This is a genomic window from Ruegeria sp. CG1, assembly GCF_056537265.1.
Window position 1 is genome coordinate 373389 of record NZ_JBQFRF010000003.1, and the last position, 16441, is coordinate 389829.

At 57.9% G+C, this 16441-nt stretch carries 19 protein-coding genes and 3 tRNA genes; 10 read left to right on the forward strand and 12 right to left on the reverse strand.

The window, feature by feature from the left end:
* Positions 1-11: 11 nt before the first annotated feature.
* Positions 12-95, reverse strand: a tRNA-Tyr gene (locus tag ACR0AU_RS11360).
* 116 nt (positions 96-211) lie between these two features.
* Between ACR0AU_RS11360 and rlmB the strand changes: the two genes are divergently transcribed.
* The 5 genes from rlmB to ACR0AU_RS11385 all read left to right on the forward strand — a co-directional run bounded on the left by rlmB (position 212) and on the right by ACR0AU_RS11385 (position 3119).
* Complete coding sequence (gene rlmB, locus ACR0AU_RS11365) at positions 212-985, forward strand: 23S rRNA (guanosine(2251)-2'-O)-methyltransferase RlmB (RefSeq protein ID WP_170732930.1); 774 nt, start codon at positions 212-214, stop codon at positions 983-985.
* A gap of 12 nt (positions 986-997) precedes the next feature.
* Positions 998-1273 (forward strand): hypothetical protein, encoded by a 276-nt coding sequence (locus ACR0AU_RS11370; protein ID WP_255612144.1) that lies wholly within the window; start codon positions 998-1000, stop codon positions 1271-1273.
* A gap of 175 nt (positions 1274-1448) precedes the next feature.
* The gene (locus ACR0AU_RS11375) at positions 1449-1820 is read left to right on the forward strand and encodes a YHS domain-containing (seleno)protein (RefSeq protein WP_170735482.1); all 372 of its coding nucleotides are present in this window, start codon (positions 1449-1451) and stop codon (positions 1818-1820) included.
* 291 nt (positions 1821-2111) lie between these two features.
* Complete coding sequence (locus tag ACR0AU_RS11380) at positions 2112-2582, forward strand: CoA-binding protein (protein ID WP_170392089.1); 471 nt, start codon at positions 2112-2114, stop codon at positions 2580-2582.
* 120 nt (positions 2583-2702) lie between these two features.
* Complete coding sequence (locus ACR0AU_RS11385; protein WP_170392087.1) at positions 2703-3119, forward strand: VOC family protein; 417 nt, start codon at positions 2703-2705, stop codon at positions 3117-3119.
* A gap of 53 nt (positions 3120-3172) precedes the next feature.
* On the opposite strand, the gene ACR0AU_RS11390 is transcribed toward ACR0AU_RS11385, so the two are convergent.
* From ACR0AU_RS11390 to hisF, 3 genes are all read right to left on the reverse strand, one after another.
* A complete protein-coding gene (locus ACR0AU_RS11390) occupies positions 3173-3721 on the reverse strand; it encodes a hypothetical protein (protein WP_170661969.1) in 549 nt (182 codons plus the stop codon).
* A 69-nt stretch (positions 3722-3790) separates the two neighbouring features.
* A complete protein-coding gene (locus tag ACR0AU_RS11395) occupies positions 3791-4108 on the reverse strand; it encodes a phosphoribosyl-ATP diphosphatase (RefSeq protein ID WP_170392083.1) in 318 nt (105 codons plus the stop codon).
* Complete coding sequence (gene hisF / locus ACR0AU_RS11400; RefSeq protein ID WP_170392081.1) at positions 4105-4866, reverse strand: imidazole glycerol phosphate synthase subunit HisF; 762 nt, start codon at positions 4864-4866, stop codon at positions 4105-4107. Before hisF ends, ACR0AU_RS11395 begins: the two co-directional genes overlap by 4 nt.
* Before the next feature lie 120 nt (positions 4867-4986).
* Between hisF and ACR0AU_RS11405 the strand changes: the two genes are divergently transcribed.
* On the forward strand, positions 4987-5433 hold the full coding sequence (locus ACR0AU_RS11405) for a DUF302 domain-containing protein (RefSeq protein WP_480439179.1): 447 nt from the start codon (positions 4987-4989) through the stop codon (positions 5431-5433).
* A 1-nt stretch (position 5434) separates the two neighbouring features.
* Here the strand turns inward: ACR0AU_RS11405 and hisA are convergent, their stop codons facing one another.
* Positions 5435-6154, reverse strand: a complete 720-nt coding sequence (gene hisA / locus ACR0AU_RS11410) for a 1-(5-phosphoribosyl)-5-[(5-phosphoribosylamino)methylideneamino]imidazole-4-carboxamide isomerase (RefSeq protein WP_170392079.1) — start codon at positions 6152-6154, stop codon at positions 5435-5437.
* A gap of 134 nt (positions 6155-6288) precedes the next feature.
* On the opposite strand from hisA, the gene ACR0AU_RS11415 reads away from it, so the two are divergent.
* The gene (locus ACR0AU_RS11415) at positions 6289-6690 is read left to right on the forward strand and encodes a DUF2147 domain-containing protein (RefSeq protein ID WP_170392077.1); all 402 of its coding nucleotides are present in this window, start codon (positions 6289-6291) and stop codon (positions 6688-6690) included.
* Between the two features lie 3 nt (positions 6691-6693).
* Here the strand turns inward: ACR0AU_RS11415 and hisH are convergent, their stop codons facing one another.
* Together hisH and hisB are read right to left on the reverse strand one after the other, a co-directional pair.
* Positions 6694-7332 (reverse strand): imidazole glycerol phosphate synthase subunit HisH, encoded by a 639-nt coding sequence (gene hisH, locus ACR0AU_RS11420; protein ID WP_170392075.1) that lies wholly within the window; start codon positions 7330-7332, stop codon positions 6694-6696.
* Positions 7333-7920 (reverse strand): imidazoleglycerol-phosphate dehydratase HisB, encoded by a 588-nt coding sequence (gene hisB / locus ACR0AU_RS11425; protein ID WP_170563807.1) that lies wholly within the window; start codon positions 7918-7920, stop codon positions 7333-7335.
* A gap of 154 nt (positions 7921-8074) precedes the next feature.
* On the opposite strand from hisB, the gene ACR0AU_RS11430 reads away from it, so the two are divergent.
* Complete coding sequence (locus ACR0AU_RS11430; RefSeq protein WP_170325761.1) at positions 8075-8314, forward strand: Lrp/AsnC family transcriptional regulator; 240 nt, start codon at positions 8075-8077, stop codon at positions 8312-8314.
* Here the strand turns inward: ACR0AU_RS11430 and ACR0AU_RS11435 are convergent.
* The 3 genes from ACR0AU_RS11435 to ACR0AU_RS11445 all read right to left on the reverse strand — a co-directional run bounded on the left by ACR0AU_RS11435 (position 8311) and on the right by ACR0AU_RS11445 (position 9445).
* Entirely contained in the window at positions 8311-9177 is an 867-nt protein-coding gene (locus ACR0AU_RS11435; protein WP_170594744.1) for a GNAT family N-acetyltransferase, read from the reverse strand. The genes ACR0AU_RS11430 and ACR0AU_RS11435 overlap by 4 nt on opposite strands.
* Before the next feature lie 85 nt (positions 9178-9262).
* Positions 9263-9337 (reverse strand) — tRNA-Gly (locus tag ACR0AU_RS11440).
* Positions 9338-9370: 33 nt separating this feature from the next.
* Positions 9371-9445 (reverse strand) — tRNA-Gly (locus tag ACR0AU_RS11445).
* Between the two features lie 119 nt (positions 9446-9564).
* On the opposite strand from ACR0AU_RS11445, the gene ACR0AU_RS11450 reads away from it, so the two are divergent.
* Positions 9565-9747, forward strand: coding sequence for a hypothetical protein (locus ACR0AU_RS11450; protein ID WP_170512283.1), 183 nt, complete (start codon positions 9565-9567; stop codon positions 9745-9747).
* A 6-nt stretch (positions 9748-9753) separates the two neighbouring features.
* Here ACR0AU_RS11450 and ACR0AU_RS11455 read toward each other — a convergent pair whose 3' ends face one another.
* Complete coding sequence (locus ACR0AU_RS11455) at positions 9754-10137, reverse strand: MAPEG family protein (RefSeq protein ID WP_170401416.1); 384 nt, start codon at positions 10135-10137, stop codon at positions 9754-9756.
* Positions 10138-10208: 71 nt separating this feature from the next.
* Positions 10209-13646 (reverse strand): pyruvate carboxylase, encoded by a 3438-nt coding sequence (locus ACR0AU_RS11460; protein WP_480795688.1) that lies wholly within the window; start codon positions 13644-13646, stop codon positions 10209-10211.
* Between the two features lie 293 nt (positions 13647-13939).
* Between ACR0AU_RS11460 and ACR0AU_RS11465 the strand changes: the two genes are divergently transcribed.
* On the forward strand, positions 13940-16438 hold the full coding sequence (locus ACR0AU_RS11465) for an ATP-dependent helicase (protein ID WP_480795689.1): 2499 nt from the start codon (positions 13940-13942) through the stop codon (positions 16436-16438).
* Positions 16439-16441: the final 3 nt, after the last annotated feature.

Consider the following 16441-nt stretch of genomic DNA (forward strand, 5'->3'; position numbering starts at 1 on the left):
CGGTGAGTAAGTGGTGGGCGACCCTGGAATCGAACCAGGCGTGCGTCTCCGCGAGGGAGTTACAGTCCCCTGCCACACCTTGCGGCCTGTCGCCCACTGTCAGGCGTTGCACCTGACGTGGAGGCGTGATTACTAGCGCGTCTAAAGGGCGTCAACAGGAAAATACCGCTTTGACGCAGGAAACCGAATTCCCGGCCCGGAGGCCCGTATCATGAAGAAACCAAAGTGGGTCGTTGTGAAGGAACAGGCGCGCAAAGCGGCTGCGGCAGAAACCGTCTGGCTGTTCGGTCTACACGCCGTGCGCGACGCGCTGATGAACCCGAAACGGCAGAAGCTGCGCCTGATTGTGACGCGCAATGCCCGCGACAAACTGCTGGAAGCTATTGAATTTGCGGAGATTGTACCCGAGATGGTTGATCCGCGAAAATTCACCGCACCGATTGATCCGGGATCGGTTCATCAGGGCGCGGCACTTGAGGTCAAGCCGCTGGAATGGGGTGGGCTTGCCGAGAATTGTATTGGGCAGGAAAACCCACGTGTGCTGCTGCTGGACCGGGTGACAGACCCACACAACGTCGGGGCGATTCTACGCTCGGCAGAAGTGCTGGGCGCCAGCGCCGTCATTGGCACCCGCCACCATTCAGCGCCCGAGACCGGCGCTTTGGCAAAAACTGCCAGCGGCGCGTTGGAACGACAACCCTATCTACGCGTGCGCAATTTGGCCGATACGATCATCGAGCTGCAGAACATGGGGTATTTAGTCCTGGGTCTGGATGGTGAGGCCGAACAGACGATAGAAGCCACGCTGGGCGACAAGCGTGATCGCCCGGTGGCGCTGGTGCTGGGGGCTGAGGGGCCCGGGTTGCGTCAGAAAACCAAGGAAACCGTCGATCATTTGGTAAAAATTGACGCGGCGGGGGGATTTGGTTCTCTAAACGTCTCAAATGCCGCGGCTATCGCACTATATGCATCCAAACCCAGATGACAGGAGGCCCCCATATCCACTCCACATAAAATTGCCACCTGCTGCTATTGCGGAACCCGTGCCGCATTGGTTCTTCGGGGAAAGCAACAGCACGAGCTGAGTTGCGCAAGCTGCGGCGCACCCCTGCATAATCTCAAGATGGTGCCGAAAGCCAAACTGGCAGATCGGCCGATCAAAAGTTACCAGCCGGCACAGAAGCACAAAAAATACAAAAAGAAGAAAAAGCGGGGCCTGTTCTCAAAGGTGTTGGACGAAGCCTGGGACGTGATCGAAGACGTTTTCGATTAACAACCGCACGCCAGTTCACATCGGCGTCATGGGGGTTTCAGATACGGTTTGAAATATGCATCTTGAAGCCCTCTAACCGCAATCCAGTGAATCACCTATGTTGTCTCGACGTTCCTTCTTGATCAGTCTCTTTTGTACCCCGTTTGCCTCTGTCGTCGGTGCGCAGGAAATGCCGATGTTCTACGTGGACGATGGGATGGCGGTCTCAGGCTATGATGCGGTTTCTTATTTCAAGGCTGGAGCACCAGAGTTGGGTCAGCCCGACATAGCGCTGATGTGGAAGGGTGCGATTTGGCGGTTTGCGTCAGAGGAAAATCGCGATCGATTTGAACGCAATCCGCGCGCCTATGCCCCGCAGTTTGGTGGTTACTGCGCCTATGCGATGGCGAAAGGCCTGCTAAGCAGTACCGATCCCAAGGCATGGCAGATTGTGGATGGGCGGTTATATCTGACCCACTCGGAAGCGATCGAACGTATCTGGGAACGCGATGTCACCAATTACATCCGCGAGGCCGAGGGGCATTGGCCTGCGGTTCTTTACCAATAAAACCTATTGCTCTTGGCTTAAGATCGGCGCGCGGCTTATGTAACGAGCCGTTCTGACCATGATCGCCGAAGGAAATGCGCACGGTCCCATTCGGCGGCATTCCGCCTTTTGTGATGTGTCATCACAAAAATGCGCGCGACCTCTTTTTTTTAGAAAACTCATGCTTAAATGTCACAGTGACCGCGGAATGGAACTGCCGCGGGTCATTTCACTGTCCCTCGTTCCAACAACTGGCGCTCAGGAGTTTCCTGGGCGCTTTTTTCTTTGCATGCGCTTGCTTATGGTGTGCTCATGAATGACTACTCCGACGATGTTCTGACCCAAATCCTTAGGCGCACCAAAGTGGTTGCGGTGGTTGGGGTTTCAATGAACCCGGTGCGGCCCAGCTATTACGTGGCGCGGTATCTGTCGCTCAAGGGATATCGGGTGATACCGGTCAATCCGGGCCATGCAGGCAAGATGCTGTTTGGCCAGACGGTGCAGGCTTCGCTGTCCGACATTCCCGAGCCCGTCGATATGGTTGACATCTTTCGCCGCTCCGAGGCCGTGCCACCCATTGTCGACGAGGCGCTGGATGCGTTTCCCGACTTGCGCACCATCTGGATGCAGATCGGAGTTGAACATGCCGAGGCCGCTGCTAAAGCGCAGGCCCGCGATATCGACGTAGTCATGAACCGCTGCCCCAAGATCGAATATCAGCGCTTGTTTGGCGAACTGCGTATGGGTGGGTTTGCGACTGGAGTGATTTCGTCCAAGCTGTGACGGCCCTGACGTTTGTGTCTACGTCCCGGCCTGAATTGAACAGAAATGGTGCATTTGTTGAGGGGGAGGTCCAATTGACCTATACCCATTCAGCAAACCAATAAGACAGGACCATGCGGAATGATTGCTTATGTGACTGTTGGTGTTGACGATATCACGCGTGCCGAGCGGTTTTATTCGGCGTTCCTGCCCGCCCTTGGTTATGCGTTGGAGCGGTATCACGGAGACTTGAGCTATGCGCTGCCAGTGCCGCCGGGGCAATCCCCGGTTCAGCCCGAGTTCTATGTAAAATCACCCTTTGATGGAGGCGCGGCTTCGGCTGGCAACGGGTCCATGGTGGCGTTTGAGGCGCGCACCCAACAGCAGGTTCGCGACCTTCACGCCGCTGCGCTTGCCGCAGGCGGGTCTGACGAAGGCCAGCCGGGCTTTCGCGCCTCGTATGGTCCGAATTTCTATGTTGGCTATCTGCGCGATCCTCAGGGCAACAAAATCGCGCTGTTTTCCAGCAATCCAAACGAGCCTGGGCGCGACGGGTAACGCTTTCGTCGGGTCGCTGTGGCGCTTCGATCGCTGCCCGCAGAAGCTCAGTCTCACAGGCTGGATGCTTGTTCCTGTCGCCGCTTTTCCAGAACCACTTCGCGTGGAACCCACTCGTAACGGGTGTCCTCAACCAGGGGCGACCAGAATAGCACTCCGCCATAGCGCCAGGGATCCAAGACGACGCCTTCGTACATGCTCTCTCCCTTGCGGCTGATAATGGCAGTGCTGTGGTCGATGCGGAACGGGTTATCCGCGTTGGCGATGGCGCGGTGCATTTCCAGAGTGCGGAACTGCTCCTGATCCAGTCGCCGCTCAATATCTTCAGCCCAGTGCCAGCACAGACCACGCGGACGCAGACCTTTGTTGACCTTGGCGTTATGGATAAGCGGAGGGTCGGTGATCTCGTATTCCTGCGCCAGTTGCGCAGTATAGGCATAGGCGATGCGGGCGGCGCGGGTGGCCTCTTCCGGGTCGATATCGGGGCCGAGGCTTTGGATTTCAGCCGCCAGCCGCTGGACCTCATCTCCGGAAGACGGGGGAGGGGTGGCACAGGCGGCGAGGGTGGCAAGCGCTGCCGCGAACACCAAAGCTCTGATCATCTGCGCGCCCTTTGCCTCAATGCATCCGAACCCGGAGTATAGCGGGCCGGGTCATCGCACGAAACCCGCTTAGTCTTTTGGTCGGGATGCCTTTTCCGTGATGCCGCTGGTGCCCTGTCGACGGGCCAGTTCGCCCAGCACATCATCCAGCGCAACATCGCGCGCAGCCAGCATCACTAGCAGGTGATAAAGCACATCAGCCGCCTCGGAGGTCAGTTTTCCCCTGTCCCCTTTGGCGGCTTCGATGATTGCTTCAATGGCTTCTTCGCCGAATTTCTCGGCACATTTCTCGGGACCTTTGGCCAACAGCTTGGCGGTCCAGCTGCTGTCTGGATCTGCCCCTTTACGGGCCTCAATCGTAGCCGCCAGATCGTGCAAAATACTCATGTCAGCCTCATCGGTATGCCAGCGGCGGCCATATGCTCTTTGGCCTCGTGGATGGTGTATTCGCCGAAATGGAAGATCGAGGCGGCAAGCACCGCGCTGGCCCCACCTTTGGTCACACCTTCGACAAGATGGTCCAGATTGCCTACGCCCCCGCTGGCGATGACCGGCACTTCCACCGCGTCACTGATCGCTCGGGTCAGGGGCAGGTTGAACCCGGCCTTGGTGCCATCGCGATCCATCGAGGTTAGCAGGATTTCACCCGCGCCCTTGGCGACGACGGTTTTGGCAAATTCAACGGCGTCGATGCCTGTTGGTTTGCGTCCGCCATGGGTGAAAATCTCCCACTTGCCGGGGCTGACTGTCTTGGCGTCAATGGCACAGACAATGCACTGGCTGCCGAACTGGTCCGCTGCTTCGGCGATGACGTCCGGATTCGCGACGGCGGCCGAGTTAAAGCTGACCTTATCAGCCCCCGCCAGCAACAGCGCCCGCACGTCATCTTTGGTGCGCACGCCACCACCTACAGTCAGAGGCACAAAGCACTGCTCTGCCGTGCGTTGGACCACATCGAACATCGTGCCGCGGTTCTCATGCGTCGCATGGATGTCCAGAAAGCAGATCTCATCCGCTCCGGCGGCGTCGTATGCCTTGGCCGATTCCACGGGGTCACCAGCATCGCGCAGGCCAACGAAATTCACACCTTTGACCACACGGCCATCGGCGACATCCAAACAGGGAATGATGCGGGTTTTCAGCATGGGCTTTCCTTTGCTCGGGGCACCTGTACCGGCAAAGCCCCGCCGATGCCAGACTTGTGATTGTGATCTGTCGCGAAGCCATGGAAATTAGGGGTGAAATTTATGAAAAGGATTACGCAGATGCGACAACTTCTTTTGGCTTCAATTCTCACATTCGGAGGCGCCCTGTCCGCCATGGCTGACGACATCATCAAAGTGGAAACCAACAAATCCGTGGCCGAGGCGCTGGACGCGCTGGAAGCCGCCGTGGGTAATGCGGGCGCCACCGTGTTTGCCCGCGTGGATCACGCGGCGGGGGCGGAAAAGGTCGGAACGCCGATCCCGGCCAATCAGGTGCTGATTTTCGGCAACCCGGCTCTGGGCACTCCCGCCATGCAGATCGACCCGCGCGCGGGGCTGTTCTTGCCGCTGAAGGTGCAGGCCTACGAAGACGCAAATGGACAGGTCTGGCTGGCTTATGAAGACCCGAAAGAGACGATGGACGAGCTCGACGAGGTCGAGAAATCCCCTGTCATTGAAAAGATGCGCGGTGCTCTGGCGAAACTGACTGCCGCAGCTGCTCAATAACTCAGTTCAGGGCGCGAATGGCCTCTTTCAGGTCAATCGCGCCATCATAGAGCGCGCGGCCAGAGATCGCGCCGTTCAACTCGACGCCACAATCGCGCAGGGCGATCAGGTCGTCCAGTGAGCTGACGCCGCCCGAGGCAATCACCGGAATCGAAACCGCCTGCGCGAGCGCCGCCGTGGCTTCGATATTCGGACCCTGCATCACACCGTCGCGGTTGATGTCTGTATATATGATCGCTGCCACGCCAGCGTCCTCGAAACTGTGCGCCAGATCGGTGACCTGTACGTCGGTCTCTTCGGCCCAGCCCTTGGTGGCAACCATGCCGTTTCGTGCATCTATACCGACGGCTACCTTGCCCGGGAAGGCTTTGGCAGCTTCGCGCACCAGATCTGGGTTTTCGACTGCAACGGTGCCCAGAATCACCCGCGCCAGACCTTTTTCGATCCAGGTCTCGATTGTGGCCATGTCCCGGATACCACCACCCAGCTGAGCGGGCACATCACAGGCTTTCAGAATTGCCTCAACGGGTGCCGCATTAACAGGCTCCCCGGCAAAAGCACCGTTCAGATCAACCAGATGCAGCCACTCGCAACCAGCCTCGACAAAGGCGCGGGCCTGCGCAGCAGGGTCTTCGTTAAAGACCGTCGCCTTATCCATTTCACCACGCAGCAGGCGCACGGCGTTGCCGTCTTTCAGATCGATGGCGGGGTAGAGGATCATGTCGGGCGGCCCTATATCACTGTTACACGCGCGGGATATCGCACAGGCAGGGCAGGGGCGCAACGCGACGCTAAGTCATTCTTGCCCGGTGCCGAACGGCAGGTCAGACTGACCGGAAAGACAGGGAGATAACCATGAAGACATATTCTCTTGCAGCGGTCTTCGCTGCGATGGCCACCACCGCCTTTGCTGCCGATCCGGTAGACGGGCTGTGGAAGACCGCTCCGGGCGATACGGGCGGCTATTTGCATGTGTCGATTTCGGAATGTGGCAGCGCCATCTGCGGAACTATCGACAGCGCATTTGATGCCCAAGGCAACCAACAGCTGGAGTACGAAAACCTTGGCAAGCAAATCATCTGGGACATGATCCCCGAGGGTGACGGCAGCTATGACGACGGCAAAATCTGGGCCCCGGATCGCGACAAAACCTATAGTTCGAAAATGACACTGGACAGCCAGAACAAACTGACCGTTAAGGGATGTGCCGTTGGGGGTCTGGTCTGCCGGGGTCAGGTCTGGACACGGGTTCAGTAAATCTCAGGGCTTCCAGGTCAGGAAATTGCCGATCATCCGCAGGCCAACGTCTTGGCTTTTCTCAGGGTGAAACTGCATCCCAACCATAGTGTCGCGGCCAATCACGGCCGTGACCTCTTGCCCGTAGCCCACATAGGCCAACCGTTGCGCCGGATCCGTCACCCGGAAGTGGTAGGAGTGCACAAAATAGGCATGATCGCCTGATTTTATCCCGTCAAAGACCGGATGGTCGCTTTCCAGAATCAGATCGTTCCAGCCCATATGTGGTACCTTGAGCGCGCTGTCCGAGGGTTCAATCTTCACAACATCACCGGCAACCCAGCCGAGACCATCGGTCGCGGAGTATTCATGACCCTTGGTCGCCATCAGCTGCATTCCGACGCAGATGCCCAGAAACGGGCGGCCTTTCTGCTCAACGGCTTCAACCATAGAGTCATAGATGCCTTTGTGGCCGCGCAACTCGGCGGCGCATGCCGGGAAAGCGCCATCACCGGGCAGAACCAATCGATCAGCCCGCGCGACAACATCTGCATCCGATGTCACGACGACCTCGCCCGCATCCAGTTCGCGGGCCATCCGTTGAAACGCCTTCTCCGCCGAGTGCAGGTTACCGCTCTCGTAGTCAATGATGGCTGTCAGCATCTACAGCGCGCCCTTAGTCGAGGGAATCGCATCCGCCTTGCGTGGGTCGGTTTCGACCGCATCGCGCAAAGCACGGGCAACGGCCTTGAAGGCGGCCTCGGCAATGTGGTGGCTGTTGAAACCATGCAACTGATCGATATGCAGGGTGATCCCGCCATGGGTGCTGAGCGCCTGAAAGAACTCGCGCACCAGCTCGGTGTCGAATGTGCCAATCTTTTGCGTCGGTAGATCCACGTTCCAGATCAAGAACGGACGGCTCGAGAGATCCAGCGCACAACGCACCTGTGCGTCATCCATCGGCAGGTGGCATTCTCCGTACCGACGAATACCTTTTTTATCCCCTAGCGCCTGCGTCAGTGCCTGACCCAGCGCAATCCCGGTGTCTTCGACCGTGTGGTGGTCGTCGATGTGGTAATCACCCTTGGCACGGATCGTCATGTTGATCAGCGAATGCCGCGCCAATTGATCCAGCATGTGGTCAAAGAACCCGACGCCGGTCTGGTTGTCATACTGGCCGGTGCCGTCCAGATTGACCTCGACCGAAATCTCGGTTTCGGCGGTCTGACGGCTGATCTTAGCGCTGCGCATGGGCGAATTCCTTTTGCTACAGGCGCGCTTATAGACCCGGATGGGCGACCTATCCAGACCGCTTTAAGCCTTCGTCGCAAACTGTTGCAGGGGATTGCACCCGGACGCGGCCCGTGCCAGCCTGCGGGCAACACGAACCAACAAGGCCCGGCCCATGTCCACCTGCGTTTTCATCCAGATCCGTTGTAAACCCGGCACCACTTACAAAGTCGCCGAAGAGATCGCGCTGCGTGAAATCCATTCCGAATTGTATTCCACAAGCGGCGAATACGACCTGCTGCTGAAGCTCTACATCCCTGAAACCGAGGATGTGGGCCATTTCATCAACGAAAACCTGCTGGTGATTCCCAATATCGAACGCTCGCTGACCACGATGACGTTCAAGGCGTTCTAACCCAGTTCAAACGTCGTGATGCCATATATCCGGTCAAGGTCGATGTCCGGCGCGTGACTGGAATACATACGCCCCGTTTCAAATACCTTGGTCAGCCCCAACTGTTTGGCCAATTCCATGGCTTGTGCGTTTGGATTAGGCTTGTCGATGAATACCTCGGCCTTTGCCTGATCGGCGGGTAGCGTCGTCAGAAGGGAAACCAAAAGCGCCTGCGCGATTTGTGGATTGTCGGCAAACAGAGGCCCGACCTTGTACCCGCTCAGGCAGCGCCGCAACGTTGCATAGCCTTTGATCCGCCCATTTTCCTCAAACACCCGCGAAACGTGGCTGGGTGCCTCCAACCAGCCGCGCAAGAACGTGTCGCGCGCGGCGGGGAACAGGCCTCGGTCATACGACTTTAGATCATCGGTTAGTGCGTTGATTGGACGAACCCGAGTGTCCTCCACGCGACCCAGGGCATCCAGGATGCCGCCGACGGTGCCCGCGAATCGATAATTGTCATACGCCAGTTCAAAACCGAATTTCCGATAGTTGTCCTGCTGTTCGACCACACCATCCATGCCCATGTTACGATCCTGGCAATGTGCCTTGACCGCTTCGGCGACCTGCAATCCGTATCCCGAGCCGCGAAACTCGGGACGCACGATGTAGAAGCCAAGAAATGCGTAGGCATCATCGTAGTTCACGGCGGATGCGGACGCGATCATCTGGCCGTCCAGGAAACCGCCCTTGAACCCTTCGGGGTCCGAACTGCGAAAACAGACCGCGTCGTGCAGCCCGGGGTTCCAGCCTTCCTGACCCGCCCAATCAACGGCGGTTTGAAGTTCGTCTGCTGTTAAGGCGCGAATGACGTAATCGGGCATATCCGCATCTCCGTCGTAATTTCATGTGCAGCAAAGATGCCGCAGCAATCGCGAAAGAGCCAGCATGTTCGGAGAGTTTGGTATCTGGAGCGGGCGAGGCGATTCGAACGCCCGACCCTAACCTTGGCAAGGTTATGCTCTACCCCTGAGCTACGCCCGCATCAGATACTTATATGGTCCGTAGACCTCTCAATGGAGCGGGCGAGGCGATTCGAACGCCCGACCCTAACCTTGGCAAGGTTATGCTCTACCCCTGAGCTACGCCCGCGCCGTTGAGTGAGGAGGGATGTATAAATTCCCAAACGAGGCTGCAAGCGGAAAAACACAAAATACAGCAAAAAATCTTTCGACGGAAATTCGGGGCTGCGGTGTTCAAGAGATATAGCAATGAACGAAATAAGGGATTGGGCAGAGGAAATGAAAGATATTGCAGACATTAAAATGGCGGCATTGGCGGCGCTGATTGTTCTTACCACCGTGATCTACAGTCAGAGCGATGAAACACTGGCAGAGGCGCAGCCTAGCCTCCCGCATGCTCCTTTGATCGAGACGCAGGTTTTGACGGGCTAAACGTTCTCATACAGCCAGAACAAGATTCGCCATGGCCGCCAGCAATATGGCCGTAAAGGTCAGACCCATTCCGATCTGGCGCAGGATGATGATCTGTGGGGTCTTGCCAAAACCATAAGCGTGCAGAAGCCTGCCTGCCAAAAGTAACATCCCCAGCAGGTTCACAAGCCAGCCGCCAGCATCTTGCAGTTCGACCATGGCGATAAGCAGCAAAGCAAAGGGAGCGTATTCGGCGCAGTTCGCATGCGTTCGCATTGCCTTGATCATGGCCTTGTCGCCATGATCCCCGACCGATATTTTGCCCACCCGGCGTTGCCGAATGACATTCACGCTGAGTGCGACGTACAGAAATGCGATCAACGCGGCGTAGATCGGGGTGATGGTCAGCATGCGGCCTCCTGATGTTGAAAGGGCCGCCCGGTTCCCCGAACGGCCCTTATTAGCTTAGAAGGCTAAACCGGTTATTCCAGTTCGACCAGCAGATCCTTGGCGTCGATTTGACCTCCGGGCTGGACGTGAACGGCCTTGACCACCGCGTCGCGCTCGGCGTGGATACCTGTTTCCATCTTCATCGCTTCGATGGTCAGCAGCAGATCGCCTTCTTTGACTTCTTGACCTGTGACAGCGGCAACAGTTGCAACGACACCCGGCATTGGCGCGCCGATATGGTTGGGGTTACCAACTTCGGCCTTTGGCCGCTGAGCGGTTGATGCTTTCACCAAACGGTTCGGCACGCGGATCACGCGGGGCTGACCGTTGAGTTCGAAGAACACGCGAACCTCGCCATTCTCGTCCGTCTCGCCGATGGCCTGACAGCGAATCTCCAGCGTCTTGCCTGGATCGATCTCGGCGGTGATCTCCTCGCCCGGCTCCATGCCGTAAAAGAAGGTACGCGTGGGGAGAGTACGGACCGGGCCATAAGTGCGGTGACGGCCCATATAGTCGAGGAACACCTTGGGATACATCAGATATCCATTCAGGTCCTCGTCATCGATCTCTTTGCCCTCAAGCTGTTTGGACAAATCGGCGCGGGTGGCCTCGAGATCGACCGCTTCGACATGCTTGCCGGGGCGTTCGGTGTTGGGGGCCTCGTCCTTCAGGACCTTCTGGATGATGGTATCGGGGAACCCGCCCGGAGGCTGGCCCAGATTGCCGCGCATCATGTCCACCACCGAGTCGGGGAAGGCGACATCAGTGTTCGGGTCTTCGACCTGCGCGCGGGTCATGTTCTGGCTGACCATCATCAGCGCCATGTCACCGACCACCTTGGACGACGGCGTCACCTTGACGATATCGCCGAACATCTGGTTCACGTCCGCATACATCTGAGCAACCTCGTGCCAGCGTTCTTCGAGTCCAAGCGAACGCGCCTGTGCCTTGAGGTTGGTAAACTGACCACCAGGCATTTCGTGCAGATATACCTCGGAGGCCGGGGCCTGCAGGCTGGACTCGAAGGCCGCGTATTGGCCACGCACTGCCTCGAAATAGTCGCTGATCTCACGGATGGCCTTGATGTCCAGCCCGGTGTCTCGCTCGGTATGGCGCAACGCCTCGACCACGGTGCCGAGCGTTGCCTGAGAGGTGTTGCCGCTGAAACTGTCCATCGCGCAATCCACCGCGTCCACACCGGCCTCGGAGGCGGCCAGAATGGTGGCGCTTGCAATGCCTGCGGTGTCATGGGTGTGGAAGTGGATCGGCAGCCCGACCTCTTCCTTCAGCGCCCGGATCAGGATCTTGGCGGAGGCCGGTTTCAGCAGTCCGGCCATATCCTTCAGGCCCAGCACATGTGCGCCAGCGTCACGCAGCTCCTTGGCCATTCCGACATAGTATTTGAGGTCATACTTAGCACGGTCCGGGTCCAGAATATCGCCGGTATAGCAAACGGTGCCTTCACAGATCTTGTTGTTTTCGATCACCGCGTCCATGGCGACGCGCATGTTCTCGACCCAGTTCAGCGAGTCGAACACGCGGAACACGTCGACACCCTTGGCCGCCTGACGCACAAACTCCTGCACCACGTTATCGGGATAGTTGGTATAGCCAACCCCGTTCGCCCCGCGCAGCAGCATCTGGGTCATCAGGTTCGGCATCGCCTCACGCAGATCACGCAGGCGCTGCCAAGGGCATTCCTGCAGGAAGCGATAGGCGACATCGAAGGTTGCACCGCCCCAGCATTCGACGCTGAATAGCTGCGGCAAGTTCGCAGCATAGCTGGGTGCTACTTTGATCATATCGATCGAACGCATCCGGGTTGCCAGCAGCGACTGGTGCCCGTCGCGCATGGTGGTGTCGGTGATCAGCAGCTGACGCTGCGCCTTCATCCAGTCAGCAACCGCCTGCGGGCCTTTTTGCTCCAGCAGGTTGCGGGTGCCCATCTGCGGTTCGGCCTTGGGCGCGGGGGGCCTGGCCTCTTTCAGGTCGGGGCGCGGCATCGGGCGATCCTTGGTTTCGGGATGCCCGTTCACAGTGATGTCGGCGATATAGTTCAGAACCTTGGTGCCCCGGTCGCGGCGCTTCTTGAACTGGAACAGGTCCGGTGTCTCATCGATGAACTTGGTGGTGTATTCATTCGACAGGAAAGTCGGGTGCTTTAGCAGGTTTTCGACAAATGCGATGTTGGTGGAAACACCGCGCACACGGAATTCCCGCAGCGCACGGTCCATCCGCGCAATCGCCTTTTCTGGCGTTGGGGCCCAAGCGGTCACCTTGGTCAGCAGAGAGTCATAATACCGCGTGATCACCCCGCCTGCATAAGCGGTGCCGCCATCCAGGCGAATGCCCATGCCGGTGGCCGAGCGATAGGCGGTGATGCGGCCATAGTCGGGGATGAAGTTGTTTAGTGGGTCCTCGGTGGTCACGCGGGTCTGCAGCGCGTGGCCGTTCAGGCGAATGTCGGACTGCGTGGCCTTGCCGGTGGCCTCGGTCAGGGTCTTGCCCTCGGCGATCAGGATCTGAGCCTGCACGATGTCGATGCCGGTGACTTCCTCGGTTACGGTGTGTTCCACCTGCACGCGCGGGTTCACTTCGATGAAGTAGAACTTGCCGGTGTTCATATCCATCAGGAACTCGACGGTGCCCGCGCATTCATAGTTCACATGGGCGCAGATACGGCGGCCCAGCTCGCAGATTTCGGCGCGCTGTTCTTCAGTCAGGTACGGGGCAGGCGCGCGTTCCACGACCTTCTGGTTGCGGCGCTGGACCGAACAATCGCGTTCATAGAGGTGGTATATCTCACCGTGCTTATCGCCGAGAATCTGTACCTCAACATGGCGGGCACGGGTGATCATCTTTTCCAGATAGCCCTCACCGTTGCCAAAGGCGGCCTCGGCTTCGCGGCGGCCTTCCAGCACTTTCTCTTCCAGCTCATCCTCGGACAGGATCGGGCGCATCCCGCGTCCGCCACCGCCCCAAGACGCTTTTAGCATCAGCGGATAGCCGATCTCGGCTGCCTCGGCCTTGATGGCTACCATGTCGTCGCCCAACACCTCGGTCGCCGGGATAACCGGAACGTCGGCGGCAATCGCCACTTTCCGAGCGCTAGCCTTGTCGCCAAGCGCGCGCATGGTCTCGGCCTTTGGTCCGATGAAGGTGATGCCGTTCTGAACACAGGCATCCACGAAATCCGGGTTTTCGGACAGCAAACCGTAACCAGGGTGGATCGCATCTGCGCCGCTTTCTTTGGCCACCCGGATGATCTCGTCAATCGACAGATACGCCGCAACCGGTCCCAGATCTGCGCCAATGCGATAGGCCTCATCCGCCTTGAACCGGTGCAGGCCCAACTTGTCCTCCTCGGCGAAGACCGCGACGGTGCGCTTGCCCATCTCGTTGGCTGCCCGCATCACACGGATGGCAATCTCGCCGCGATTGGCAATCAGGATTTTCTTGAAGTCTGTCATTTCAGGTCCCGGTCTTAATGGCTGTGGCCTTGTGCATAGGCGGACAATACGGCCACGTACATATGTAGTTCTGGGTAGAACCGGCATGTTAACGCTCGCAAACGCCGCCCTTTTGCGCAAACTTATTGCACATGCTGCATTGCGGCATCAATCCCCCGTGGGAAAGAGCAAATAATGCCCGTTTCTCCGAATATCCTCGCTGCGCCCTTTGGATGGATGATTCTATTTGATTTGAGCGAACAAGCCGTGAACAAACCCTTTCCCTCCGCGCCCATCCGGCGTAGTTTACCGGCATGAGCAGTTTTGACGAAATGGACGCCTTCGAAGGCGCATCGCTGTCGGCGCGGGCTATGGCTATGCCGTCGTTTGGGGACTACTTGAAGGTTCTCAACCCTAGCCAACTAGAGGCGGTAGAGCAATTGGACGGACCAGTGCTGATGCTGGCTGGTGCCGGAACCGGTAAAACTAGAGCGCTGATGTCGCGCTTGACTCATCTTGTGGCGAAGCGAAAAGCCAGTGCTGATCAAATTCTTGCAGTTACTTTCACCAACAAGGCGGCTCGCGAGATGCAGGATCGATTGCGTGATGATCCCTATCTATTGAAAGATCCGGTAAAGTGGATGGGAACCTTTCACTCAATCAGTGCCAAGCTGCTGCGGCGCCATGCGGAACTGGTGGGGTTGAAGTCTAACTTCACCATTCTGGATACCGATGATCAGAAACGCCTGCTGAAACAGGCTATGGAGTTGGCTAGTGTTGATGAGAAACGTCATCCGCCGCGATGGTTTGCTGGGGTCGTGGACGGTTGGAAAAACCAAGCATGGACTCCAGACAAGGTTCCAGCATCTGCGGACGTTGAACTATGGTGCGAACGCTTGTTTACCGAGGAGCAGGTAGCATCAGCGGATAAGACATACGAGTTCAAGCATCGAAATCCTGAAAGTGGAGCGATAGCTCGCCATGTCATTTCCGGCTCAGAGCTCTACCACAGATACCAGACTCGCCTACGCGAGCTGAATGCGGTGGATTTCGGCGACCTGTTGCTGCACATGGTCACGATTTTCCAAACCCACCCGGACGTGCTGGAGCAATACCAGCGTTGGTTCCGTTACATCCTTGTGGACGAGTATCAGGATACCAACGTCGCCCAATATCTCTGGCTTCGTCTGCTTGCAGGGGGCCACAAGAACATCTGTTGCGTCGGCGATGACGATCAGTCGATCTATGGCTGGCGCGGGGCCGAGGTGGGCAACATTCTGCGGTTCGAAAAGGACTTCCCTGGCGCCTTCGTGGTCCGGCTGGAACAGAACTACCGCTCGACCCCGCATATTCTGGCCGCTGCGTCCAACGTCATTCGTGGCAATGAAAGCCGCTTGGGCAAAGAGCTTTGGACCGACCGCGAAGAGGGTGAAAAGGTCCGTCTGATCGGCCATTGGGATGGCGAGGAAGAAGCGCGTTGGATCGGGGAAGAGATCGACGCGATGCAAGGTGGCACGCGCGGTGTGCGGCCGATGAACCTTAATGAGATCGCGATCCTCGTACGCGCTTCGCACCAGATGCGGGCGTTTGAGGATCGGTTTTTGACCATTGGTCTGCCTTACAAGGTGATTGGCGGCCCTCGATTCTATGAGCGGATGGAGATTCGCGATGCCATGGCCTATTTCCGGCTGGTGGTCAGCCCCGAGGATGATCTGGCCTTCGAGCGGATCGTGAACACACCCAAACGCGGCCTCGGCGACAAGGCGCAGCAAACGATTCAGGTGGTGGCGCGCGAGAATGGCGTGTCTCTGATCGAAGGGGCGCGGATCGCGGTCGATAACAGCCTGATCAAGGGCAAGGGTGGCAAGGCGCTGCGCGAACTGATCGACGGGTTGGCGCGGTGGAATGCAATGACGCGTGGGCCTCGGATTGAGGTGGACGATGAAACGGTGATTGATGACAGTGTTTCACCGATCCGATACGGCGCACCCGAGCATACGCATATCGAGCTGGCGCAGATCGTCTTGGACGAATCCGGCTATACCGCGCATTGGCAGAACGAAAAGACGCCCGAGGCGCCTGGGCGATTGGAAAACCTCAAAGAACTGGTCAACCAACTGGACAATTTCGAGAACCTGCAGGGGTTTTTGGAACATGTCAGCCTGGTGATGGACAACGAGCAGGACAGCGACGGGGCCAAGGTCTCGATCATGACGCTGCACGCGGCCAAGGGGCTGGAGTTTCCCGCGGTTTTCCTTCCGGGGTGGGAGGATGGATTGTTCCCCTCTCAGCGTTCGATGGACGAATCCGGTCTCAAAGGCCTCGAAGAAGAACGAAGGCTGGCCTATGTCGGTATTACCCGCGCAGAAGAAGTCTGTACGATTTCCTTTGCAGCCAACCGACGGGTGTTCGGACAATGGCAGAATTCGATGCCGTCCCGGTTCATTGATGAGTTGCCCGAAGATCATGTGGAAGTGCTGACACCTCCGGGGCTCTATGGTGGTGGTCAGCAGGCAGCCGGGATCGAAACCCGCGCAGCCGAGGCGAATGTCTATAACTCTCCGGGCTGGAAGCGGATGCAGGCGCGGCAGGGGCAATATGGCATGTCTCAGCCAAAAGAAAGCCGGAATACTGTGATTGATGCGACAGCCGTGGCCAGCTTTACGCTGGGCGAGCGAGTGTTTCACCAGAAATTCGGCTATGGCGCAGTGATCGGCATCGAAGGTGATAAAGTCGAGGTCGATTTCGACAAGGCAGGGGTGAAGAAAGTGGTCTCGCGCTTTCTGACCAACAAGGATGACTTGCCGTTCTGAAGC